Consider the following 25,001-nt stretch of genomic DNA (forward strand, 5'->3'; position numbering starts at 1 on the left):
AAAAATGAGTTATTTCTCTATTGCATGCCCATATTTACTGTCAGGCCAGTACACCCACTTACCATCCTGCACCACATATTGATAGGCGTTAGTTAGATTCTGGCGATGGTCATCAAAGTTAATCGTCCCAACTAAGGATTTATAACCCGCGGTGTGATTGAGCACGTCACGCACCTTCTTGCGGTCAGGCCCCACTTTTTCTACTGCATCCATGATCAACGTTGCCGCACTATAAGCAAACGGGCCGTAGGCATCAGGCTCCTCCTTGAAACCGGCCATATTATAGGCTTTGAGGAAGGCTGCACCTTGCGAGTATTTGTCGATCGGTGCACCGTTGTGGAATGACACCACTCCTTCAGCAGCCTCCTTGCCTACACCGTCAATAAAACCGGAGTTCAAAATGCCAGACACGCCCATCATAGGTTTGCTAATCCCCATACGCTGCATTTGTGCACGAAGCGCTACCCCTTGTGGCGTCAGCCCTCCGAAATAGATAATATCAGGGTTGCTCTTTTGTACCGCTGTTAGCTCAGCGGAAAAGTCCTGCTGACTAATGTCCACGCCAAACGAACTGACTACGCTGGCTTGCGGGTTTTCTTTCAGATATTGCAGAAAGTATTTGCTTTGCCCTTTTCCATAATCAGTGGTGTCATAAATTACAGCTATACGTTTAAAACCGCTGTTTTTTACATATTCTGCAGCCAGTTTGCCTTCGTTAATCATCGTGCCATTGACACGATGAATTTCTTTATAATTATTGCCATAGGTGATTTCCGGCAATACAGCGCCCCAGACGACTAGCGGTAAACCAAAACGATGATAGGTATTTACAGTGACAGCAGCCACCGCAGAACAGTAATGACCAATAGCGGCAATAATGGAATTATTCGTGGCCGCTTTGGTGACCACCTGAACTCCTGTGGCGGGTTTGCACTCGTCGTCAAACTTTATCAGCTCAAAGGTATATTTTGCTGCCGGATCGGCATTATGTTGGTTTACCGCCAGCTGAGCTGAGTTTCGGCCACCTAACCCAGTTGCGCTGGCACCGCCAGTTAGTGGACCGATAAAAGCAATTTTCACCGTTTCTTTAGCAAGCAGAGATGTCGATCCTAATAAGGATAAAGCGATCAATGACGAGCGAAATACTTTTAAGACCATAATATGTTTATTCATTAACAAACCCCTAAGTATTTATGTTATTTAACTCAGCAACTTCAATTTCCCTTTGACTCTTTGCAACCCTATTACGATGGTATTCCAAACATCATAATTATTTCCTATACGCATGATTTAAACGTCAGCAATATCGTTCGTTTCAACCTTAAATCCTGACGGCAAGGGGATATTCTCTGCTACGCTTGAGGTTGTAAATGTCGCCGGATTCAAGCGGTTACGATTTACCGTCAGATTAAATACATCGAATCGGTTATAATATCCGACTACATCGTGCAACTGTTTTAACTCGATGATTTTTTTGAGTTGGAATGTCGCATATGCGATCCCTTCTTCATGTTGAAGGATATCGCCAATTGGCGTACCTGTCGGGTCAACAAACATTGTCGCAGCTTGTGGAGTCTGTTCGATGATGTCAGCCACCGAGCTATCCCACTCTGTTAGCATCCGTTTCATTTCTTCGTCCATTAAGGAAGCGCTCATAATACCGAAACATTTAGCTTCGAAAGAATGTGCTCCTGCGCGGATACGGTTTGCTACCTGATTGTCAAAATTTCCACCACAAGATGGTTTCTTGGTCGGCCAGATTGAGGGCCACTGCGAAATATGGATTTGTTCTCCTTGCGCCATCAAAGAATAGCGCGCCAGGGGATTTGTGTTTTCACCGCAGATGAGACTGCCAATGCGACCAATGCGTGTATCAGCCACGAACAAACCAGCCCCATCTCCCGGCGCCCAGACCATTTTTTCATAGAACGTCGGAACAAGCTTTCGGTGATGATTGAGTATTTCGCCCTTTTCACTAATAAGAATGCTTGAATTCCATAAACAGCCCACGCTGACCGCACTTCGTTCACTGAATCCCATGCACACCAGAACATCATATTGGGCAGCGGCGCTGCACAACGCTCGGATTTCCGGCCCGTCGATGAGAAGACTATTTTCGGCCATTGTTTCAAACCACTTGTGATTATGAATAGGTCCCCATAATGCGGCCCATACAGGAAACCCAGGAATAAAAGATTCGGGGAATACGACCAGCTCAGCCCCATTTTTTTTCGCCTCAGCGATATAATCAATGGCTTTCTCAAGAGTGGCTTTGGCATTCATATATACCGGTGCGGCATGAACCGCAGCAACCTTAACTTCGGGTAATTGCATGATTAAAACCTTTTAGCTTTTGATATTTTCGCGAAATGCGCGTCTAACTTCTTTCTTATGTCAAGATACATCTTATATTTGACTATTCATTAGAAAAATGGTTAGAAGATAATTGCTGTCACGTAAACAACCTTGATGGTAGTTATTCATGAAGCAGTTAGCGATATTGAAGACGTTCAGTACCTGACAATATTCTTTACATCGTCAAATATAACTATAATCTATGACTGCAATGTTTTTTGTTTATTACCGGTTTAAGGTTAACGCTGGACATTACACTTATCACCTATAAGTAAGCCCACCACTGCAATAACTAATTCATCCCAGGCCTGACGATGAACGGTAATTTGTCTCCCTAGCGTCGGTTGTATTGCAGCATCAACAATAAATAAAATATGCTCACATAAATTTGATTTCATCCTGCTCACCTCCTGCATACTCACACTACCAAAGCTGATAAGAGGTAAAAACTTGAGATTTTGCATTTGCCCTTGCAAATTTGCAAAGCCAAAAATGCACCTTTATGGTGCGTTCTATTGGTTTTGCAAATAGCTAAAGGGGAAAACGACAGAGAAATTGCTTAACTGGAAATTTCATAACGATGTTTGCATATACCAACATTATTTGGCTTTTTGTGGCGTAGCACTCTTTTAGTGCAATTTTTTTTTCGTCAACAAACTACTCTATTTTGACCCCAACCTGATTGGGGTAATCCGTAGAAAATTGATGAATAAGAAAACTTATAACAGCCTTCATTTTAGGCAGGTAACGCAGATCACGGTGGACGGATAACCACACTACTCTCGAAACGCTAACCGTTTCAGGCAGCACTTTTTGCAATCCAAATTGCTCAGCCTGCATGAATTCGGGCAACAAGACCATGCCTATTCCACCGGTTGCGGCAAACATTTGCGTAACCATGCTGCTTGAACTGAAGGCGATATCAGGCCTTTCGATCACCTCGTACAGCCACCGAACAGTATCCAGTTCGACCAGGTCTTCGATATAGCTAATAAAGCTATGCTGATGCAATTCGGCTCTACTCTCAGGCGTTCCGCACCGGCTAAGGTAGCTCGGTGCAGCATAGAGATACAGGCTAAATTTGCCTATAGGCATTATATCCAGCCCCTTAACTTCATAGGGATAAAAACTCAGGAAAAGATCGGCTTCCCGACGATTGACATGAACCTGATGAGATGATGTCAACAGTTCAACTGATATCTCACTGTATTTTTTACAGAATATGGCAAATTTTTCAGCAAGGTAAAAAGAGGCGATGCCTTCCATTGTACCAATCCTGATTTTCCCTGAAGGCATATTGTTTACTTCTGAAAGATGCGCCCCCATCATCGCCAGGATTTGAGATTCCATGGATTCGACATATTCCAGAATCTCCCGGCCCCGCACTGTTATCTTGAGCCCATTTGAGTGCCTTTCAAAAACAGGCGATGAAAGTGCTCTTTCCAGGCTAGTTATATGTCGACTTGCGGTAGAAACATCTATTTTCAGTTGACGAGATGCAGCAGACAAACTTCCTGTCCGATACACTTCCAAAAAAATGCGCAAATCATTCCAGTTTGGCGTAGTAGGCAGCATGGTGTTTTCTACACAATTTAAACAGTAATGATAACCTTCATATCGGATATGGCTCAGTGTGTAAAGAGTTGTATAAAGGTTGCCATTCACCGCTTTTTACCTTTAGATGCAACTTGCAGGGCCAGAAATCAATCGCTTCCGCTGTGTATTCAATCACATGGAACATATGCTCAAACTATAGGGCAGGATCGTCTACCGGGGCGGGGTCAGTCCAGCCAGTTATCAATACCGTACTTCCTGCGATGGTCTTAATTCACACATTAAAGAGTTCCTGGCGCTACCCTACGTACGTTGTTTGCAATGCAGATCTATCAAGCAAGGTTCCGGAGCGCAGGGAACAACATCCGGATGTACTGTTTTCCGCCAATGCGTAGAGTACTCCACATAGGTCAGAGATCTGACCCTCTATCTGAAGATAAGAATAATCGAATAGAGGCATAACATTACGCCCCCAACTGCTCTTGGGTAAAGTCAAACAAAGGTTAAACGAAACACTTTCTTCACCCCGTCGCTGCATGAAATCATTAAAGATGTAATCACCAGGGATTATATTCTCGCAAGGGACTGAATGGATTCATGACCTGATACTTTATCTGATTATTCAACTTGGGAATCCATCATCCGGAGTAAATATGGCCCTTTCAAACTTATTGATTTTGGCAATCATTCAGGGGTTAGCTGAGCTGTTGCCCGTTTCCAGTTCGGCTCACGTTATTATGGCAGAAAAGATATTGGGGCTTGATCCAAGTGCTCCAGACATGACATTGCTGTTGGTTATGCTTCACTCGGGGACTATGTTTGCCGTTATCGTTCATTTCTGGAAATCCTGGCATTCAACCTATTTTAGTTCCGTTGCGGCGTTTAAACATTATGCTCTACGCATTTTTACTGCCACCATGATGACAGGTATTGTAGGCTTGACCCTACAACATATCATCAAGGTTTATTTCGCTGGCAATACGTCGAATTTCGAAATAGAATCACTGTTCAGCAACAGTAAACTGATTGCTTCTGGGCTTTTCGTTTCGGGCATTCTCATCATTGTTTCGTCACGAATAAAAGAAAGCCACACTGAAAACCTCTCCTTAATCCAGTCAGTGCTTGTGGGTATGGTACAGGGGTTATGTCTGCCGTTTCGTGGGCTTTCCCGCTCAGGCGCAACCATTTCTGCTGCATTATCCATAGGTGTTGCCCGAAAAACTGCAGAAGAATTCAGCTTCGCCCTGGCGGTTGTGCTGACGCCTGTTGTTATCTTCAAAGAAATGGTTCGTGCTTTCCATAACAGTGCTGCACTGTCTGTTTCTTCTATCGTTTTTCCGAGTTTACTAGGTATGGTTTTCAGTTTTATTGCTGGTTTAGTGGCGCTTCGCTGGTTGGCTGGCTGGCTTGAACATGACAAGTGGCACCTGTTTGGCGGTTACTGCCTTCTTGCTGCCTGCGTCATTCTTTGGATAGGATAATCCAATCATGCTTCCTTAGCGGTCTTAACTGCGAGCCAGATGCATTAATTTTCACTTTGGAATGCTTCATTGAGTACCACTCTTTCATCTGCTTTATTTCACAAAAAGTAATACCCGCGCAGTTTGCGCGGGGCGGCTATTGCGACTAATAGTTTTACCAACCAATAATACGGTGCCAGACCTCAGGGGCGTCTTCCCCAGCTTGAAGCACCTGATATTCTTGATGCATAGATGCTGCAGCACAGGCATGATTAGGCAGAATCCTCACGCGCATACCTACAGGAAAATCATCCGGAGTAAGCCCATTGTCAGCGGGTAGAGCGATGATACCGTGCTCCTGGTTTGTGGTAGTAACACAGACGTTGAGTGGTTTACCGCTGATATCACAGACCAGACCGTAACCGTAATCTACCGGGCCTGCAGCTGTACCACGATCGCGGGAAAGCGCCATCCAGCCAGCATCAATAAACACCCAGTTTTTTGCGCGATTATACCCAATGACTGAGGCCACTACCGAAATGGCAATGTCGTCCGTACTGCAAACGCCAACGTTTTTCATCACCAGGTCAAAGCATGTAAACACGCCCGCGCGCACTTCAGCGATACCTTCCAGTTCTTCGGCAAAGTGTGCCGTTGGTGTTGCACCTACGCTGAGTATCGGACAGGCAATGCCCAGTGCTCGTACACGCTCTGCAGCGGTCCTGATTGCTTCACATTCATTACGTGCTGCCTGACGAATTTGTTCTTCAGTCCGGCAGCTGTATGATTCACCGGCGTGGGCCATCAGACCCGTCAGCACGGCACCGTTGCCTTCAACAAGCGTAGCCAGTTCAGTGAGCGCATTACTCCGTGGTGGAAGGCCACCACGATGGCCATCGCAATCAACCTCAATAAATACTGAGAACGTGACGTTGTGCCGCTGGGCAAATTCGGATACTGCAAGCGCCTGTTCCGGGCTATCCAGCAGAATATGTATGTTTATGCCCTGGTTAATCAGGCAGGCAACGCGTGCAAGTTTTTGCGGGGCAATACCTACCGCGTAGAGAAGGTTCGTATAACCTGCTTTGGCAAAACCTTCTGCTTCTGCAAGGGTAGATACGGTTGCCGGAGAATCATTTGTTCTTAGTAGATATCGAGCTGCTTCAGGAGAACGGAGTGTCTTGAGGTGTGGGCGAACGCTACTGCCAAGCCCTTCCACACGTTTGAACAGACGGTCTACATTTCGTTGATATCTTGCTTCATCGATAAGAAGAAAGGGAGTTTCGGTTTGCTGCAGCCAATGGTTGTCAGACATGATGTTTTTACTCCAGTTAGCGGAAAAACTATATTCTCACTGGATGATTCATTTTAAAATTAACCATATCTAAATATATAATTAAGGTCAGGCTTAATGCTTAACAGTGATGACTTGCGTTTTTTCTATACGATAGCCACGCATCCTACTCTGGCTGCTGCAGCACGTTATCTTGGCGTTACGCCTCCTTCAGTGACGCAGCGCCTTCAGGGAATTGAACAGCGTTTGGGTGTCAGATTAATACAACGCCCCTCCCGATTTATTACGCTTACGGATGAAGGCTGCCTGGTAAAAACCAGAGCTGAACGAATCATTGAAGAGCTGGCAGAGCTACAGGAAATCATCAGAAACCGCCGTCATGAGGTCAGCGGGAAACTAAGCGTCCTGGCCCCGTTGGGATTTGGCACTGACTACGTAGCCCCTCTGCTGGGTGAGTACTCAGCCCGGTACCCGCATCTGCAAGTAGAACTTACGCTTTCCGACGATCCGAGTTGGTCTTCATTTCATCAGTGGGATGTCGTGATCTATATTGGCGAACTGAGGGATTCCTCTATGCACTGCACCCCGCTGGCAACCAACCGGAGGTATGTGTGCGCTTCTCCCGCTTATCTGGAACAAAAAGGCATACCCGATTCACCCTCCGCTCTGAGACTGCATGACTGTATAGCGCTAAGAGAGAATAGTGAGGACGTCACGTTATGGCGTTTCAACCGTGGCAATGAAGAATATCCCATTCGAATACACCCCAGGCTTGCCAGCAACGAAGGCCGGGTTGTGACCGACTGGGCCCTGGCGGGAAGAGGTATAATTGTGCGTTCTGAGTGGGATGTAATGCCTCATCTTAACCGTGGTAAACTGGTTCGTGTGTTGCAGGAATTTAATCTGCCTGATGCGCCAGTCGTCGCGCTGACTGGCAGCGATGCGGCTGGCCGTTCTCCACGTACTCATCAGTTTATTCGCTTCCTGAAAGAGTTTCTTTCCTCCCGTCCCTGGGATTGCGAAACTTAACTGTCAGCCTTATGGAGGTCCCATAGCTCAAGAAGCGCCTTTGCAATATACAGATCCTGCACCGACAGGCCTGAACTGTCGAAGATAGTGATATCATCATTCACTGTGCGTCCCTCAGCTCTGCCGGTCAGCACATCACCAATTGCAATAACTTCTGTATCTCCAGGGGCATGTTGAAACTCGCCAATGCGTCGCGACTGAGACGGCAGATCGCAGAACAGGCGCGACTTAGTCAGCAATTCGACTGGCAATTCTTGCTTACCCGCAGCATCTGATCCCATACTCACTACGTGCGTACCCGGACGAACCCACTCTGCCAGGAAAAGAGGGCTGCGTGAAGGCGTAGCGGTGACAATGATGTCAGCTTCCCGGCAGGCTTTTTCAGCATCACAGCAGTGAACAGTCATTCCCTTCTCCCGGAGCTCATCCGCCATTTCCTGAGCACCTTCAGGACTGCGGCCCACAATAAAAACGCTATGGATTGGGCGGATTCTGAGCAGTGCGGCACATTCATAGCGGGCCTGATGTCCTGCACCAAATACGGCCAGTACGGCTGAATCTGGTCTGGCAAGCACGTCAGCTGCTACGGCATTCGCAGCTGCCGTCCGGAATGCATTTACCTTTCCAGCCTCAATTGCAGCATCTATTTTGCCTGTTTCCTGGTCGAATAACAGGATTAAAGAGTTGTGACGCGGTATCCCAATATCACGGTTCCCCGGCCAGTATGAACCGACTTTAAGTCCGGCAAGCTCCGAGGTTGACGATGCTTTGATGCTGAAAGAGTTCACATTATTTGATCCCTTACCGTGAACTACCGGAAAATTCAGGGTTTCCGACTTGCTGGCAGCGATCAGGGATTCCCTAATCGCGTCATAGGCCATTTCATGGCTGATGAGGGCCGCGCTCTCATGTTCAGAAATAAACTTCACTTACTGCTCCTGCTATATCTGGTGATGCATAAAAATCAATCAGACGCCTGCCGGGGCCAGCGCGATAGCTTCTACTTCGACGGCGGCACCGTGGTGCAGCTCAGAAACGCCGGCGACTGCACGTGAGGGACGGTAATCCTCAATCCATTCTGCATAAATGTTATTGAACTCCGGCCACAGCCCGATATCCGTCACGAAGACTCGTACAGAAACCAGTTCTCTGCGAGTAATACCAGCACCGGCAAGGCAGGCATCCAGATTACGGAGAACCTGACGAACCTGTTCTTCAAACGGTGCGCCGGCAATTTTCTCTCCGTTCGGGGTAACAGGTAATTGCCCCGAGATCCAGACGAAGCCCCCTGCCGAGCAGCTGTGTGAGTAATGACCTGCTGGCGGTGCGCTTTCAGCCCCATTCAGTACGATTTCTCTGCCCATGATTTTTTCTCATGCGTAATATGATTTTGTCAGATTGCCTCGTGACACTTACAGGGGTTAATCACGCAGAGCTAATGGAGCAGATACGGCATCTGCACGCTCCTTTCGCCACCACGATATAGCCATAGTGGCTACGCCGTTGCCCAGAACATTTACGGTCGTACGCATGGTGTCCATCAGGCGATCAACGCCAAGGATGAAAGCCAGACCTTCAAGCGGAATGTCAGGAAACATCAGTAAAGTTGCTGATAGTGTCACAAAGGATCCGCCCGTGATGCCAGCAACGCCTTTTGACGTCAGAAGGAAAACAAACAGCAGGCTTGCCTGCTCACCAAAGTTGAGATCAAGCCCGCCCGCCTGGGCGATAAACAGCGCAGCCAGAGTCATATAAATAGAGGCGCCATCAAGGTTAAGGGAATAACCGGCCGGTACAACAAACCCAACCGTTGTGCGCTGGCAGCCCGCCTGCTCAAGTTTTTTCATCAGACCCGGCAGGACAGCCTCGGAGGAGCAAGTGGTAAAGCCAATAATCAGCTCTTCGCGAATGTGTTTAATGAACCAGAAAAGGTTGAATCGGGTCAGACGTGCAACGATCATGAAAATAACGAGCACCATGAAAAGTCCCCCGAGATAGGCCAGCCCTACAAGTTTCAGAAGAGGCATTAAGGCATGGAGGCCATATTTACCCAGCATAAATGCTGCTGCGCCGAAAACACCGATTGGAGCCAGTTTAAGGATGACACCAACAACTTTGAAAGTGGCGTCACTGAGCACATTGACAAAATCCACCACCGGTTTCGCCTTTTCACCCAGGGCGAAGAGTGCATATCCAAACAACAGGGAAACCAGTAGCACCTGCAGCATGATGCCGCTGGCAAGGGCATCCACTACCGTTTTCGGAATAATGCTCAGAATGAAATCCGCTGTTCCGGACGCAGCATGAGGTGTACCTACTGCGGCTGAAGCATCGGCATGTATGTGAAGGCCTTTGCCTGGTTCAAATATATTTCCAAGCACCAGCCCGGTCAGGAGAGCTATCGTGCTGACAATTTCAAAATACACCACTGCAATCAGACCCGTTCTGCCTACGCCCGACCCCTCTTTCATTTGCGCAAAACCACTGACAACTGTCAGACAAACGATTAGTCCGGCCACCATTTTGATCAAGCTGACAAAACCCTTTGCAAGCGGATTTAACTGAACGCCAAAGTCTGGCCATAGCAGTCCGGTTATTCCTCCCATTACCAGACCTGCAACAAGCTGAAAAGTAAGGGAATAATAGAACGGTTTTTTGGTTGGATTTAACAAGGTGGATGAGGACATACACTCTCCGTCGAAATGGGCGCCCAGGGCGTTCTGGTATCAATGATCCGCTGTATAACGGATCGTCTGCTGCGTCCACCTCCGTGTAGTTCATTACAAGTAGTACCCTGACCAACGCATAATACACTATGTATTAAATTAGATTTTTTGTGTAATCTCTCTTTCTTATATCTTGCTGATATGAAACTGCCAGCGGGTAGTCATAAAATTTGATCGGTATTGAGATGTGGATCTTGCTGGTTATCTGGATGGCGGCAAATGCGGTTGTATTTCACCTGACATACTGACAATGATGGTAATGTCGGAGAATAAGCGAGATACTAATAACTATTTTTAATCAGTCACTTGCGGGAGAATGATATGAAGGCATCTGAAAACAGTTTCTTATTGTCTCAGCTGGAATCGATTGCGGAAGGATTGAGCGAAACTTTTGCCCCGTTCTGCGAAGTAGTGGTTCATGATCTGAAAACGCCTGAACATGCCGTTATTTCAATCCGCAACAATCTCTCTGGCCGTCAACCTGGCGATCCGGCAACAGAGCTTGGCCTTGCCCGTATCAGCTCTCCTGATTTTCCGAATATCCTCGCGAATTATGCCAATAAATTTTCCGATGGCAGGCCAGCAAAAAGTACCTCTATTGGTATTAAAAATGAAGCAGGCGAATATGTTGCCGCGCTCTGCCTTAATGTTGATATGACGCTGTTCAGAGGCATGCAAAATGCCCTCGCACAGTTCACAAGCCTCAGCAGTAACAGCGTCAGCGAAAATCTGGAATCAGGCGGAACGGAAATGATCAGGCAACGGATAGAGCAGTACGCTGCGAGGCTCGCAACGACCCCGCGCTCACTCAGTGTGCATGACAGAAAGCAACTGGTTGCTGAATTAAAATCAAGTGGCCTGCTCGAGGTCAGGAGGGCGATGGAGACAGTTTCCCAGCATCTGGGGATATCGCGGGCTACTGCCTATCTGTATGCCAGAAGCGACACAACTCAGTAAATCAATCCACTTTAAGCCGGCTCATTCGGGATTTGGTTTTTTTAGGGATTAACCATTCCAGACATTGAGACTTTTTACTTATAACCTGCCATTTTAGTTGAGATGATATGCAGCAGAAACTTCCCCTATGGGTGACGAGGGACGTAACATTTAAAATTGATTGAAATGGCTTAAGGTGTTCGATTTCAGAGGATATGACGGTACCGATTTTTGTATAGTATCGATACAAAAGCAGCAATATAGCTTCCCTATAAGCTTATGCTTTCCATGCAAGCGAATAAAAGCAGAGACGGCGCTGGGCCGTCTTGCACATCTGTAATATCCAAATCTAGGACCGTACCAGAGACTCAATATCTTGCAACAGCGGATCGAGCGTTGAGCGCTCTATGAAAGGACTCGGCGCACCTACAGGTGCAGTTAATCCAACTCTATTATGCCAGTACGTGGGCAATCCTACCTTTTGCGTCCCAAACATGTCGTAAGCAGAGCCAGCAACAAATATAGCCTCAGCGGGCACACAGCCTGCATTACGCAACGCAAGAAGGTATGGCTCAGGATGCGGTTTGTAAAAACCAGCCAGTTCGGAAGTCACGACGACATCGAAGGGAACGCCTACAAGGTCTGCAGCAATGCGGCCGAGGCGCTGCGAGCAGTTGGTTACCACGCCTAATTTGTAATGTGGTTCAAGCGCCTTTAGTACACGCGTCACTTCAGGCCAGGCTTGTAATTCGGTCCAGCGGGCTTCCAATTCATGAGCGAGTTTAGCTTCAAGCCCGACACTCACCGCAGCTTCCTCAACCAATGTCTCATAGGGTCGATAAGCTCCACATCCATAGGTTGCTTTTAGATAAGCCCCACGCCAAATCCTGCCTTTTTCTTCGGAGCCAGCAACCGAATTCCATAATGTCCAGGAGTCAAGAAGGGCAGTAAGCAAGTCAAAAAGGATAATTTTGACAGGCTCATGCTTATGGATGATATCAAGTGTTTTCATTTAAAATGCCCTTATTCAGATTGATTGAGTTCAGCTGTCCCTGATATCTCTAACAAGGAAGCGTAATGTAGTGGACCAAAAGTAGTGATCTTTCTGGCCGGCAATATATTCCCCCCTTAGAAGATGTCGGTAAACCCGGTATCCAGGAACAGTCCAACCTCAAGTGACGTGAAAAAAGTGATCGGCCCTCTTCAAACAGCAGCTCTTTGAGCTCAAGTCATTTTTTGTCTAAACATGGGGCACAGCCCGACGCCGAATGCCTTCAGTTTTTATACCATCCTACGGATATTCTTATCGACCTTAAGTCGATCTAACGGTGGGTAGTGATTTCAATTTGTTCAAAAAATTGTAAATGTGACTTCCGAACTTATTGCCATTCTATTGTTCTCAACATAGATTGGAATTTAATAATTTTAATTCTAGGATTCAGAGAATTTTAATGAATGAAGTTATTGACCTCCGTTTTCTGCTCACGATCCGTGAAAGCGACAGTTTGCTGGCTGCCTCGCGTAAGCTCGGGTTAACGCCTTCTGCGGTCACTCAACGGCTACAACAGATAGAGCGGCGGCTATCGATACGACTTCTCGACCGCTCGTCTCGTCAGCTTCGCTTCACTGACGAGGGTGAACTACTATGTCTTCGTGGCGCAGGTCTCGTCGAGCAGTTCGATGCGCTTCTGGAGGATCTGCAGGAACGGCGACGTGGCTTCGTTGGCAAGCTGAAAGTCAACGCCCCATTCGGGTTTGGGCGACATCATGTAGCACCAGCGGCCGCGGAATTTCAGCGATTACATCCGGAGATCGAAATTGCTCTCAGTCTGTCGGAACAGCCGATGGTTGAGGTCAATGACCGGTTTGATGTCGTCGTTCATATTGGCCAACTGCGCTCATCAAATATGGTCGCTCACATCATTGCGCCCAATCGAAGATACGTTTGCGCCTCACCCGATTTTATTGAACATTATGGGTCACCCGAACATCCGGAGGATTTGATTTCCCTTCCGTGTATCGCGCTGCGTGAAAACAACGAGGATGTGACACGTTGGTCATTTAGCCGTACAGGGAATACGCTTAATGTCCGAATTCGCCCTGCGTTAAGCTGTAACGATGGCAGTACGATACGAAAATGGGCATGTGACGGTCACGGTATTATCATGCGCTCAGAGTGGGATGTTGCGGAGTCGCTGGCAAATGGCTCTCTCGTGCGATTACTACCCGGCTGGGAGCTACCAGACGCCGATATTGTCGCACTCACGCACCAGCGCGAAGGATTACCTGCCAGGACGACAAATTTCCTTCGATTTCTTCAAGCTCGTTTCCGTCCGCATCCAACCTGGCGGGGATAAAGAAGTTAAGCTTCTTCAAGGCCGTATAAACTTTAGCGAGCACTCGCTCAAGCTCAGTACAACAACGGCTCGGAGTATTTGGATTATCCGTAGCAATTCACCTGGACTTGATATTGCCGCTGTGATTCACCAAGTTAATTTTTCGATTTCGGTACTGTCGCAAATGTTAGGATGGGTAGGCCTCTAGCGCTGCCTCTACCGGTACACTTGTCAGTCCACTCTTTGGCATAATGGGAAATTTTATCCAGCCGTTAGCCTATCTGCGCAGCAACAGAAACAGCTTCTTTAAACCTTATTGCGGATAGCATTCTGCCAGTTTAGTTACGCCACGATCACCGGTTCGTCACGCCGTATATTGGGCTGATAAAATACGCTGCGCCGCTCCGCAATACTGTCCTGCATTCATGTGGTTGTTCATGGAAAATCGTGTTGTCAGATTGCTGACAAGCCATCTCTTTATCTCAAATTTTAAATTTTTTTTCGAGTACGGTAATGACTTGAAGCTCAGTAAATCAGGCTTTGCGCGTGGCGATCTCTCCCAGAAATATAGTCAGTATGCTGGAAGACCTCTGAATTGAATAGTTTTTTGTCGGGACACTTACAAGAATACTGGCATGATATTACAACTGTCGTGCTACGCATGCTCACTATATTGAGGCGTTGTTAATTTTTTTTAGATATATCTTGACTTTTAGTGGTTAATTTGAGAACAATAAAAGCGTTTGATTTCTAATGAGGTGATACAGATGCTTTCAATGTTACATAAAGTTAAAATTACAGGGCCATCAGCAGTCCGTCCAAAAATATTAAATAATCCTATCTTACTCTCTCCTTGACTTACTTAGAAAAATGCCGAGGACTATTATTTTTAGCTCAGGAGAGTAACAAATTCATGTATACCATCAAGATATTAGATTGATGTCAATGAGTGCAATTTCACGCTGAAGATAAAATAGTGTTGGTTCAAACGGAAAAAGGTCACCATAAGATTATCTTTTATTTCAGGGCATTTATTGATTAGTTAATTATTTTTAAAGCTTTCATTTAAAGCTGGAGCGTTTATGAAAAATTATTTAATAATAGTAATTGCATTTTTATTATGTTTCATATCAATATATTCACTTTTTCAGTGGCCATTGGCTTTAGGAACGTTAGCAGCATGGGCAACAACGGGATCGTTCTTTTTACAGGTTTTACATATAATTAAAAATAGAGATACAAGTGGCTTATCCATTAGTATGTGGTCAGCGCTATTTTTTGGAGTAAGTTGCTGGTCAGCGTATGGTGTAAAACTAAATGACATGCCAATATTTGTGGCAAATGGAATAACAGCATTAATGGCTTTTATTGTTATTGCGTTAAAATTATGGAATGAAAGACCAAGAAAAAGAGATTTTACCCCTCGAAAAATTAAAAGAATTCCAGGTGTAATACTTCGACCTAGAATACGAAAGGCAAGACCATTAAAATAGTTAACCAGGTATTCATTGGTATGATTTCGTTCTTTATAATATCTTAAATGAATCCAGGGTATCTATCAAACCCGGAGCAATTCAAGGTATAATATTCAAAGAAGATGTAAAAGGAAGTACATTTTTAACATTCCATCATCAAGTGATACATTACCCGATGAATAGTACATTAGTAATAATTCTGGCATATCTGTGAAAACTGATTTAAGTCTAAAAAATTAAAATTTCAAAGAGAAGGTTATATTCTAACGATACCATTACAACTCGGCAAAACCCTTTAATTTGTTGCCAAGAGATATAGCATAAATTCAAGATTGTTTTTTGTACTCTTATCCATGAACATTCTACAGGTGCTTACCGTATCAGTATCTGGCAATGGTGCGGGTTGCTAATACCAGGCAAAATCATTTATCACTTGCGGAACCGGTAAGACGACACTGCAATAACGCTTCACATCGTTAAATAACATGACTCCATCCGAATTATACAGTAGTCTTCGTGAAGATGAAATTTCTGATATACCACAGCACTAAATTTTGTGCCACGTTCAATAATTCATATCAGAACTGGGGCCATGTAGCTGAATTCTGTTTCATCATTTAGCCAATTCATCATGCTGGCAATGAAGCATATTTTTTTTATTCAACTCCAGCGACGAAGTCGTAAGCCAATCAGTCACTTCTTGAAGGTTTAATACGTCAGCATATCGGGCATTTAGATCCAGTAATGTGAAATCGAGCAATGACTGACTACGATCGCCAATCACTTCGCGAGGTATCATGACGTGAAAACCCATCTGGAAGGCCTCAATAGCGGTTGCGCGAATACTGCCGCTGGCAGTAGCGCCGCCCAAGATAATGGTATCAATACCTTGCTGTTTTAACCATATTTCCAAATCACTACCATAAAAATCAGAAACATAACAAGTTGAATAGTTACGCATAAATGACAAACTCGCCAATGCTTCATCGGGTTGATTAAGGTACGCATCTTCTCTCAGCGTGGTGATAAACGGGTATTTCTTCCCCCATAACCAAGAAAATGAATGATCTGGACGATAAATTGTGCGGGTAAACACCGTGGGCAATCCACACTGAGCTGCGAGCGTCAACAACCGATGTAACCCTTCTTTATCAAAAGGGGTATCAATCGCCAGCGTAGAACCCGAATCCATGTAAGCGTAGGTAACATCGCGCACCAAAATGGCAGCTTTTGTGCCAAAGCCTAACTTATGAGCAAAACCAGTCTGTGTGAAGATCCGCTGAATTTCGTCTGCAAGGTAACGGCGTTGGCCCCCCGGGGTGTAAACCACCTTTAGCCCATAGGTTTTGACTTCCCCATTCTCTTCAAGCCGACGTAGCGTGCTAGCTGAGATACCCAGAAGTTTAGCCGCATCAGAAACCGTTAATAATTTATCGTACATCAAATATGTATCCCATTGACTGGAAGAGCATGCTAATACTCCCTCCTGCCATCTAATTGTGTGGAGCCTCCGTGACAGAGACTCCACGCAGTTCTAAACCCTTATCCCTGACAGAGTGGCGGGAGACAGGCATGCCAGTCTGTTATCTGTTGATAAAATATACCTAAGTCCGCAAGCGCCTGCTCATTACCGTGACGAGAAACCCACTGTATACCTATCGGCATACCTGTTAAAGAAATCCCTACCGGTAGCGTCAACGTGGGTACACCAGCATTGGTAAAGGGCATATTGTAAGCAGGGGAACCAGTTTCCGCCAGACCACGTGGCGCTAATGTTGGTGTTGCCGGTGTCATTAATATATCAACTTCATCGAACAACGCCGTCAACATTTGGCGAAAACGCAAGCGCACCTGTTGTGCATGTAAGTATTCCTGAGCAGAAATCGTGAGACCCTGTTGCAGAAATTCCTGTAAATATGCCCCGAACAAGGTCGGATTCTGCAGAAAGGTTTCGTGATGATACGCCGCGCACTCTGCTTGCATCACGGTATGATGTGCGCGGCAAGCTTCGTCAAAACAATCTGGCAACGTGATGCGTTTGAGCTTAACGCCGCGCCCGGCCAGCTCGTCCATTGCCCGAAGACAGGCCGCACCAATTTCTGCATCTACACTGGCATAATAGGGATGATCCACTATCCCAACAATATAATCGTGTTTTTCACGCAGTTTCAGCGACGTGTAGGCTAAGGATTGCGTCGTATCATCACGATGGTCCGGGCCGGACAGCGCATTAAAAACCAGTACCGCATCCTCTACAGTATGAGTAAACGCGCCAACATGATCCAATGACCAACTGGCGGGGATTACTCCCGCCTTGCTGATACGCCCATACGTAGCTTTCAGTGCTGTCACACCGTTGAATGCTGCCGGCCGAGACAACGACCCCGCGGTTTGTGTCCCTAATGCCATCAATGCCATACGAGTTCCAACTGCGGCGGCAGATCCGCTACTGGAGCCTCCGGGGGTATGTGCTGGATTCCATGCATTTCCCGTCAAAGGTGGTGTACCCAGATTCGCAAACTCGGTCGTCGTCAACTTTCCTAACAGTAATGCGCCCATACTATCAAGCTTGTCGATCACACTTGCATTTTCACTGGAGATATAACCCTCCAGCACTCTTGACCCCCCTTCTGTCGGCAAACCGCGGGTATGAAAGATATCCTTGGCGCCGTAGGGAATGCCAAACAATGCAGGCTTGCAGGCTATCGCTCCCATCTGCCGGTCTAATTCCAGTGCGCGCTGACGAGCCCCTTCTTTATCGAGATAACGCCATGCTTTGACTTCACCATCACGCTGCTCAATTCGGGACAGAAAATGGCTCAACAGCTCACTTGGGGAAATCTTGCGCGCTTCCAGCAGTCGCCGTGTGGCGGCAATCGTATTGAAGGGGGAGGTATCTAATATTTTCTTCATACACTTATGTCCTTGTTATGGTCTGGCGACAAACTGACCGTCAACGATTTGTGTATAGGGCATATCCTGCGTAATGTTGCCGACAAATTTCTGAATATTAATTGCGGTAGTAAAAGCTTCTTGAGAAATGGCCGCACTGGAGGGATAAACATTGCTGTCAATCATCCTCTGTACAGCGGCATCTACTACACTGCCGTCCAGTCCGGCAAACTCCTCTCGAGCCACTTGTTTTGCAACATCTGGATGTTGATGGATAAAAGCCAGCGATTCATTAATGGATTTAACAAAGTGCGCAACAAGCCGCGGGTTATCCGCAATCATTTTCTCCGAGGTGTTAATGGTGGAGAATGCATATTCAGGATAGTCATGAGTGAAATCGTAAATAATTTTCAGCCCTTGCCTTACCCCCTGATCAGCTTGTGGTTCATACACTACGGCAGCATCGGCACGGCCCGCCAAAAGCGGCCCCAGTTCTGAACCGTTTTGTACTTCACTAATCGTCACATCGGTCTTAGGATTCAATCCATTCTGGCCTAACAAACGTAAAAGCAGCGTGTTAGAGGTCCCTGGAGCCAGGCTAACAGCGATCCGCTTTCCTTTTAAATCCATAGGTGAAGAGAATTTAAAATCTGGTTTAGCCACAATCCATACTGGCGCGCTGTTAGCCACGGCACTGATTGCTTTAGCCTTCCCCCCTTTTTGCTGAGCAAATCCGACATGCTCAGGGCCATGTACGGAAAATTGGGCTTCGCCAGACAGCACTGCTGCCAAAGCAGTTGGGCCAGAACCAGTGGATCGAATAGACGTAACATCAATTTGATTTTTTTCGAAGAATCCCTGATGTTTGCCAACATAAACAGGTAAATACAATAATGAGTGAAATGCTTCCGTTACCAGCACGCGGTCGGGCTTTGCATCATCTGCCAACACACTAAAAGAACAAGTGACAAATAGCGCAGCGCAAACCCATGAAACGATTTTATTCATCCTGCTTTCCTTCTTAAAGTATTAAGAAACAAAATAATGATATTATTAGCGGTGTGTTTTCTTTTGCTCCCAGGGCAGCAATCTGCGTTGCAATTGAACCACAATCAGATAGAGCACAAGTGCAACAACCAGCAGCGTAAAGACGCCCACCCAAACAACATTTAGATTGAAAAGATTGCCAGCGACGAAAATCATTTTTCCCAAACCGTAATCTGAGGAGATAAATTCACCTCCGATGTCAGCAATTAGGGCAAAACCGATGTTCAGACGAAAAGCAGATATAATCCACGGTAGGGTCGAAGGCACTACAACCTTACGAAAAATCTGATTTCGATTAGCCCCCAAGGAGCGCATCAGGTTCACCTGACTATCATCAATCTGGTGCGTACCTTGCCATGCAGAGATTAATGCCACGACGTAGGTAGCAATAAAGGCCAGCGCAATTTTGGAAAATAGACCGGAACCAAACCAAATAATAATGATGGGCGCCAAAGCGATCTTCGGCAGACTATTAAGCGCAATGAAAAAAGGATCAAGAATGCGGGCCAGTATTGGCGTATGCCATAACAGAAGCCCGGAAAAAGAACCAAGCAAACTGCCCAACACAAATCCGGTTATCGTGGCATATACCGTTACACTGGTGTTTTGTAACAGTTCGCCATTACTAATCAAACGTACAAACTCCAGCCAAATCCCTGCTGGCGATCCCATGAGAAAAGCATTCACTAATCCAATACTCACCCCGAACTGCCAAAAAGCCACGATGACGACGACCAGTAATACCCGCCAGCCATTGTCACGCAGCATCGACAGCCAACGCTTTTTACGCTGACGTCCCTGGCGTGAACGATCAACAACAACAGCTGATTTGCTCATACATGTTCTCCTAGTTGAATATCCATATCTGCCCAGATAGCATCAAAAAAGGACTGGAATTCAGGATCCTTACGCGCCCCCATGGCTGATCCGTGCCGCCTGGCAAGACCAATTTCGTAGGTTTTCTTGTTCCACGTTGGTCGCTGTGACATCACGGCAATACGATCAGACATCGCTATCGCTTCGCCAATATCGTGGGTGATCAAGACAACGGTTTTTCCGTATTCTTTGAGTACAGTCAGGATTTCCTCTTCTAATACCAGTCGCGTTTGGTAGTCCAGAGCAGAGAACGGTTCATCGAGCAAAATAATGTCAGGTTCAGTGACAAGCGTGCGGATCAGTGCTGCCCGTTGCCGCATTCCTCCCGACAGCGTAGCGGGATAGGCGTGAGCGAAATCACCTAGTCCGTATTTTTCCAGGTAAGTCATTGCCCGTTCATGACGTTCCTTCTTCGGCATCTCGCTGATTTCCAGACCTAAACAAACGTTGTCCAGAATTGAACGCCAAGGAAACAGCAGATCTTTTTGCAGCATATAACCCACACGTCCTTTACCGGGCAAGGCATAGTACGGATCGAACACTTGAATTTCGCCCGCTGTCGGGGGGAGTAGCCCCGCGATAATGTTAAACATAGTGGTTTTACCGCAGCCACTGGGCCCGACAATGCTGATAAATTCCTGGTGATAAATATCGAGGGAAATATCTTTGATAACGTCTACTTCGTTATCGTCATAATCCAAAAACTGTTTTTTAACACCTTTCATGGCAATAGCTACCGCTGGGGTTGCAGGACTGCCTGAAAGTATTTTTTCTCTTGGTGGTGAAAGGTTCATCATACACTCCGGACTAAAGGTAGATCCGACTGTCAAAAAAGAGGAGCCGGATAACAGGATATCGATTACGCGCTCTTCACCGTGCAATAACTTGTCAAACTTGTCTAATATGACAAACTTATCAAAGTTGTCATTTCTTCCCATACCTTGCAACTGGAGCTCACTGACGAGCGATTGCGTATCCTGCCCTATAGTTTGAGCACACGGGCACACTACAAGTTACACCTGAATTGAAGGAAGAAGCCGTCCGTCAGATAACGGAACGCGGTTATTCCGTTACCGAAGTATCCGACCGTCTGGGCGTTTATGTGCTCAGCATTTACAAGTGGCTATGGGCTATCAGGCGGAATCAGGACCGTGGCGTAATTTCTACCTGACCGGCGCGCAGGAGCTACACAATGGCGTAGTGAAAGGTCCGACGCCGAATACCGCCAGCCCGGATACCGTGCGGGCCATAAACCCGGAAATTTTTTTCGACTATCTTGCGGTCCGTATTAACGGTGAAAAAGCCGGAGCCGCCAAGGCGGTGTTCAATAACGGCCTTGGTAACGATGGCGGTGGAAAACGGCGTGCTCAACCACACCGCTGATGCCGAAGCCAAAGACGCCGACGCTACCATCGCGTTGGATCGCGCCACGCTGAACAAGATCATCCTGGAAGAGGAAACGCTAAAACAGGCGCAGGATAAGGGTGAAGTAAAAGTGACCGGCGACGGCGCGAAGCTGGACGAGATGCTCGGCTATATGGATAAATTTGAGTTCTGGTTCAATATCGTGACGCCGTAAATCAGCCCCCGCGGCGGCCAGCTGCGGGATCTAACCCCCTCCGGAGTTTCATTTGCTTTCCCCTCGCCGCAGGCACAAAATTATCAACAGGTATCCCCCTGCGTCGAGGTATCGTTATGTCCGTTTATCACCATGCTCTGGTGCTGATCAACAGCAGCCTTGACGGCGTTCCGCTGCTGGCGCACGCCGCGAAAATGGCGGAAGAAAACGCGATGCGCATTACTATCGCCCATATCAGTACTGACTATCGGGCGCTAAATTACGTCTCAGATAGCCTGATGAATGACGATGTTTCGCAGGAGGTCATTCAGGCCAAAGCGCTGCTCACTGAGCTGGCCACCACGGTCGCCCTACCGGTGCAGACGCTATCGCTGGTAACCACGCGTCGTTTTGCCGATGTCGAAGAGTGCGTGCATAAGCGGGGAATTGATTTGATTATTGCCGGACACCATAATCGGCTGCTGGGCGTTCTCGCGTCACACTCCCTGGAGTATATTAATCATCTTACCGTCGACGTGTTGATTAAGCATCTTCCCTGACCGCCTTTCCCGCAGGCGGCGCGCTGCGTTCGTCGGGCTCCCCTCCCCGCGCCGGTCAGCGCAGCGAACTCAGTAATAATGCGAAACATTCCTCAATCAGCGGTGGTAGAGGCTGCGGTCCGCGCATCAGCGCCACGGTTCGCGTCAGCGCGGGCTGCTGAAGCTGCGCCACCTTTAACGCCGGATCCTGAAGGTGAGTGGTATAAAGCTCAGGCAGAATCGCCACCGCCAGCCGGGAGCGAACCAGGCCGTAAAGCGTTTCAATATAGTCAACCTGATAACGCGTATTCAACGTAAGACGATGGCTCTCCGCCAGCGCGCCGACCAGCCGCTGAATATTGCCCTTTGAGAATACCGCGATATCGCGCCCTGCCAGCAGCTTCCACGGCAGATGCGGCTGCCCGGCCAGTGGATCGTCGCAGTGCAGCACCGCGACAAACGGATCTTCGCGCAGAGGATAAACCTGCAGCTCTGGCGGTAACGAACGATCTATTGCGCCAATGGCAAAATCTATCTTTCCCGACTGCAGTTCGCAAAACAGGGCGTCGTTGGTCTGATCGTGGAACTCCACCCTCAGGCGCGGAAACGCCTGGGCCAGCGTTTGCGGCAGCAGCGGAAACAGCAGCGAGCTCACCGAGGGCACCAGCCCGATACGCACCGTACCGTCGCCGCCGGCCTCGACTATCTGCTGCATATCCTGAAACGCCAGCTGCGCCACGCTCAACACCCGCCGGGCGTGGGGCAAAATCGCCGCCCCCAGATCGGTTAAGGTGACCGCCGAGGCGGTACGGTTGACCAGCTTGCCGCCCAGCACCGTCTCGATTTGCCGCAACGCGCTGCTTAGCGCCGGCTGACTGATAGCCAACCGGTTAGCGGTGTCGGTGAAGTGACGCAGCTGGGCCAGGGTCACAAAGTACTGAATCTGCTTGAGAGAGAGCGCGGGCAGACGCTGCCAGGGTTCGGTCATCATGTTTTCGTCAACGGTGAGCATGCAGAATAACCCGAGGTTATCGGGCGATAAATTTATTCATCTGGGCAAACGTTTGCTCTGCCCCTAGAGTATCCCCATTATCCTTGTGCCGGAGTTGTTATGTCCAGCAGTGCTGAAACCCGTCGCCGCGCCGTTCAGGCCGCACGCGGTGAATCCCCGTTCGATCTCTTATTAACCGACGCGCAGATTGTCGACATGGCCACCGGCGAAATTCGCGAGGCCGACGTCGGGATCGTCGGCGATAGGATCGCCAGCGTACACCCACGCGGCAGCCGTTCCGATGCCCACGAACGCCGCTCGCTGGCGGGACGCTTTTTATCGCCTGGGCTGATGGATACCCACGTCCATCTTGAAAGCTCTCACCTGCCGCCTGAACGCTATGCCGAAATTGTCCTGGCTCAGGGCACCACGGCGGTATTCTGGGACCCGCACGAACTGGCCAACGTGCTGGGCGTTGAGGGCGTGCGCTACGCCGTCGCCGCCAGCCGCCATTTGCCGCTGCGGGTGATGGTCGCCGCCCCCTCCAGCGTACCGTCAACGCCGGGGCTGGAGATGTCCGGCGCGGATTTCGCCGGCGCGGAAATGGCTACTATGCTGGCCTGGCCGGAAGTTTGCGGCGTCGCCGAAGTGATGGACATGCATGGCGTGCTGCACGGCAGCGAGAGGATGCAGGAGATTATCCAGGCCGGCCTGGACAGCGGCAAGCTGATTGAAGGCCACGCGCGCGGCCTGAGCGGCGCGGATCTGCAGGCCTATCTCGCCGCCGGGGTCTCCTCCGATCACGAACTCACCTCGGCGGAAGATGCGCTGGAAAAGCTGCGCGCCGGGCTGACGATCGAGATCCGCGGTTCGCACCCTTACCTGCTGCCGGATATCGTTAACGCCCTGAAAACGCTGCCGCATCTCTCCTCGCAAATCACCGTCTGCACCGACGATGTGCCGCCGGATATGCTGCTGGAAAAAGGCGGCATTATCGCCCTGCTCAACCTGCTGATTGAGCACGGATTGCCGGCAACAGACGTACTACGTTTCGCCACCTTAAACGCGGCGATCCGGCTGCAACGTAACGATCTGGGGCTGATTGCCGCCGGACGCCGCGCCGATCTGGTGGTTTTCGATTCATTAGAAAAGCTCGCCGCGCGGGAAGTTTACGTCGCCGGGAAGCTGATTGCCCGCGAGGGCGCCCTGCTTGAGTCGATTCCGTCGGCGAGCGGCGTAACCCCGCCGCGCGATACCCTACAGATGCCGCCGCTCAGCCCAGCCGATTTTATCCTCCGCGTCGGCGTGATTCGCCACGGCGTCGCCCGCCTGCGGCATATTCGCGGCGCGCGCTTCACCCAGTGGGGAGACGTTGAGGTACAGGTCCGCGATGGCAAAGTGCAAATACCGGACGGGTTTAGCCTGATTTGGGTTAAGCATCGCCACGGTCGTCACGAAGCAAAACCACAAATTGCGCTATTAGAGGGCTGGGGCGAACTGCGCGGCGCCATCGCCACCAGCTACTCCCACGATTCCCACAACCTGGTGGTGCTCGGCCGCGATCCTGACGATATGGCGCTGGCGGCAAACCGGCTGATCGAATCCGGCGGCGGCATGGCGCTGTCGCAGCAGGGAAAAATCCTCGCCCACGTGGCGATGCCAATTGCCGGGATGCTCTCCGACTTACCCCCCACGGAGCTGGCGCGGCAGTTCCGCGAGCTTCGCGACCTGAGCGCGAAAATTGCCGACTGGGAGCCGCCCTACCGCGTCTTTAAGGCGATTGAAGGTACCTGCCTGGCCTGTAATGCCGGTCCGCATTTGACGGATTTAGGTTTGACCGACGGCGGCACCCGCCAGATAGTCGAGCCGCTGATAGACTGCCGGGAAATTCCGGAACACACAGAACACAACAATAATCTTCAGGGAGCCTGAG

General features: G+C 48.5%; 22 protein-coding genes and 2 pseudogenes. 9 read left to right on the top strand and 15 right to left on the bottom strand.

Annotated features, from left to right (window positions below; genetic code table 11):
• Positions 1-9: 9 nt before the first annotated feature.
• From IYV58_RS18460 to IYV58_RS18475, 4 genes are all read right to left on the bottom strand, one after another.
• Positions 10-1,173, bottom strand: a complete 1,164-nt coding sequence (locus IYV58_RS18460) for a branched-chain amino acid ABC transporter substrate-binding protein (RefSeq protein ID WP_004122710.1) — start codon at positions 1,171-1,173, stop codon at positions 10-12.
• Between the two features lie 117 nt (positions 1,174-1,290).
• Positions 1,291-2,334 carry a carbon-nitrogen hydrolase family protein gene (locus tag IYV58_RS18465; RefSeq protein ID WP_049113116.1) on the bottom strand — a complete coding sequence of 348 codons (1,044 nt, stop codon included), beginning with the start codon at positions 2,332-2,334 and terminating at the stop codon, positions 1,291-1,293.
• A gap of 260 nt (positions 2,335-2,594) precedes the next feature.
• Positions 2,595-2,753, bottom strand: a complete 159-nt coding sequence (locus IYV58_RS18470; RefSeq protein ID WP_004122715.1) for a hypothetical protein — start codon at positions 2,751-2,753, stop codon at positions 2,595-2,597.
• 259 nt (positions 2,754-3,012) lie between these two features.
• Positions 3,013-4,020: a LysR family transcriptional regulator gene (locus tag IYV58_RS18475; protein ID WP_199900564.1), complete on the bottom strand. Its 1,008-nt coding sequence runs from the start codon at positions 4,018-4,020 to the stop codon at positions 3,013-3,015.
• Positions 4,021-4,562: 542 nt separating this feature from the next.
• On the opposite strand from IYV58_RS18475, the gene IYV58_RS18480 reads away from it, so the two are divergent.
• A complete protein-coding gene (locus IYV58_RS18480; protein ID WP_049113119.1) occupies positions 4,563-5,390 on the top strand; it encodes an undecaprenyl-diphosphate phosphatase in 828 nt (275 codons plus the stop codon).
• A gap of 154 nt (positions 5,391-5,544) precedes the next feature.
• Here IYV58_RS18480 and IYV58_RS18485 read toward each other — a convergent pair whose 3' ends face one another.
• Positions 5,545-6,684 (bottom strand): DSD1 family PLP-dependent enzyme, encoded by a 1,140-nt coding sequence (locus IYV58_RS18485; protein ID WP_049113120.1) that lies wholly within the window; start codon positions 6,682-6,684, stop codon positions 5,545-5,547.
• A gap of 96 nt (positions 6,685-6,780) precedes the next feature.
• Here IYV58_RS18485 and IYV58_RS18490 point away from each other — a divergent pair, with 96 nt between their 5' ends.
• Positions 6,781-7,692, top strand: a complete 912-nt coding sequence (locus IYV58_RS18490; RefSeq protein ID WP_195729183.1) for a LysR family transcriptional regulator — start codon at positions 6,781-6,783, stop codon at positions 7,690-7,692.
• Here the strand turns inward: IYV58_RS18490 and IYV58_RS18495 are convergent.
• From IYV58_RS18495 to IYV58_RS18505, 3 genes are read right to left on the bottom strand one after another with little or no spacing between them, the layout of a single operon-like run.
• Positions 7,689-8,621 (bottom strand): ornithine cyclodeaminase family protein, encoded by a 933-nt coding sequence (locus IYV58_RS18495; protein WP_004122724.1) that lies wholly within the window; start codon positions 8,619-8,621, stop codon positions 7,689-7,691. The genes IYV58_RS18490 and IYV58_RS18495 overlap by 4 nt on opposite strands.
• A gap of 39 nt (positions 8,622-8,660) precedes the next feature.
• Positions 8,661-9,056, bottom strand: a complete 396-nt coding sequence (locus IYV58_RS18500; protein ID WP_195729184.1) for a RidA family protein — start codon at positions 9,054-9,056, stop codon at positions 8,661-8,663.
• A 57-nt stretch (positions 9,057-9,113) separates the two neighbouring features.
• Positions 9,114-10,379 carry a cation:dicarboxylate symporter family transporter gene (locus tag IYV58_RS18505; protein WP_049113123.1) on the bottom strand — a complete coding sequence of 422 codons (1,266 nt, stop codon included), beginning with the start codon at positions 10,377-10,379 and terminating at the stop codon, positions 9,114-9,116.
• A gap of 360 nt (positions 10,380-10,739) precedes the next feature.
• Between IYV58_RS18505 and IYV58_RS18510 the strand changes: the two genes are divergently transcribed.
• Entirely contained in the window at positions 10,740-11,375 is a 636-nt protein-coding gene (locus IYV58_RS18510) for a helix-turn-helix transcriptional regulator (protein WP_049113125.1), read from the top strand.
• A 328-nt stretch (positions 11,376-11,703) separates the two neighbouring features.
• Here the strand turns inward: IYV58_RS18510 and IYV58_RS18515 are convergent, their stop codons facing one another.
• Positions 11,704-12,366, bottom strand: a complete 663-nt coding sequence (locus IYV58_RS18515; protein WP_004122730.1) for an HAD-IA family hydrolase — start codon at positions 12,364-12,366, stop codon at positions 11,704-11,706.
• 439 nt (positions 12,367-12,805) lie between these two features.
• Between IYV58_RS18515 and IYV58_RS18520 the strand changes: the two genes are divergently transcribed.
• Positions 12,806-13,711, top strand: coding sequence for a LysR family transcriptional regulator (locus tag IYV58_RS18520; RefSeq protein WP_004122732.1), 906 nt, complete (start codon positions 12,806-12,808; stop codon positions 13,709-13,711).
• A 1,061-nt stretch (positions 13,712-14,772) separates the two neighbouring features.
• A complete protein-coding gene (locus tag IYV58_RS18525; protein WP_195729185.1) occupies positions 14,773-15,183 on the top strand; it encodes a SemiSWEET family sugar transporter in 411 nt (136 codons plus the stop codon).
• A 595-nt stretch (positions 15,184-15,778) separates the two neighbouring features.
• Here the strand turns inward: IYV58_RS18525 and IYV58_RS18530 are convergent.
• The 5 genes from IYV58_RS18530 to IYV58_RS18550 all read right to left on the bottom strand — a co-directional run bounded on the left by IYV58_RS18530 (position 15,779) and on the right by IYV58_RS18550 (position 20,918).
• Positions 15,779-16,606 (bottom strand): isochorismatase family protein, encoded by an 828-nt coding sequence (locus IYV58_RS18530; protein ID WP_049113126.1) that lies wholly within the window; start codon positions 16,604-16,606, stop codon positions 15,779-15,781.
• A 101-nt stretch (positions 16,607-16,707) separates the two neighbouring features.
• A complete protein-coding gene (locus IYV58_RS18535) occupies positions 16,708-18,078 on the bottom strand; it encodes an amidase (protein ID WP_004122736.1) in 1,371 nt (456 codons plus the stop codon).
• A gap of 15 nt (positions 18,079-18,093) precedes the next feature.
• On the bottom strand, positions 18,094-19,065 hold the full coding sequence (locus tag IYV58_RS18540; protein ID WP_004122743.1) for an ABC transporter substrate-binding protein: 972 nt from the start codon (positions 19,063-19,065) through the stop codon (positions 18,094-18,096).
• 45 nt (positions 19,066-19,110) lie between these two features.
• A complete protein-coding gene (locus IYV58_RS18545; protein WP_049123234.1) occupies positions 19,111-19,941 on the bottom strand; it encodes an ABC transporter permease in 831 nt (276 codons plus the stop codon).
• Positions 19,938-20,918: an ABC transporter ATP-binding protein gene (locus tag IYV58_RS18550; RefSeq protein WP_224325866.1), complete on the bottom strand. Its 981-nt coding sequence runs from the start codon at positions 20,916-20,918 to the stop codon at positions 19,938-19,940. Before IYV58_RS18550 ends, IYV58_RS18545 begins: the two co-directional genes overlap by 4 nt.
• An 86-nt stretch (positions 20,919-21,004) precedes the next feature.
• On the opposite strand from IYV58_RS18550, the pseudogene IYV58_RS18555 reads away from it, so the two are divergent.
• The 3 genes and pseudogenes from IYV58_RS18555 to IYV58_RS18565 form a co-directional block, all read left to right on the top strand.
• Positions 21,005-21,118, top strand: a pseudogene (locus tag IYV58_RS18555) (transposase); the annotation flags it as partial.
• Positions 21,106-21,559, top strand: a pseudogene (locus tag IYV58_RS18560) (alkyl sulfatase C-terminal domain-containing protein); the annotation flags it as partial. The pseudogenes IYV58_RS18555 and IYV58_RS18560, both read left to right, overlap by 13 nt.
• Before the next feature lie 116 nt (positions 21,560-21,675).
• Positions 21,676-22,098 carry a universal stress protein gene (locus IYV58_RS18565; protein ID WP_004122753.1) on the top strand — a complete coding sequence of 141 codons (423 nt, stop codon included), beginning with the start codon at positions 21,676-21,678 and terminating at the stop codon, positions 22,096-22,098.
• 55 nt (positions 22,099-22,153) lie between these two features.
• On the opposite strand, the gene IYV58_RS18570 is transcribed toward IYV58_RS18565, so the two are convergent.
• On the bottom strand, positions 22,154-23,068 hold the full coding sequence (locus IYV58_RS18570; protein ID WP_176690180.1) for a LysR family transcriptional regulator: 915 nt from the start codon (positions 23,066-23,068) through the stop codon (positions 22,154-22,156).
• Positions 23,069-23,188: 120 nt separating this feature from the next.
• Here IYV58_RS18570 and IYV58_RS18575 point away from each other — a divergent pair, with 120 nt between their 5' ends.
• Positions 23,189-25,000 carry an adenine deaminase gene (locus IYV58_RS18575; protein WP_123829092.1) on the top strand — a complete coding sequence of 604 codons (1,812 nt, stop codon included), beginning with the start codon at positions 23,189-23,191 and terminating at the stop codon, positions 24,998-25,000.
• The last annotated feature ends 1 nt before the right edge of the window (position 25,001 follow it).

It is taken from the genome of Klebsiella sp. BDA134-6 (assembly GCF_015601345.1).
GTDB lineage: Bacteria > Pseudomonadota > Gammaproteobacteria > Enterobacterales > Enterobacteriaceae > Klebsiella > Klebsiella grimontii.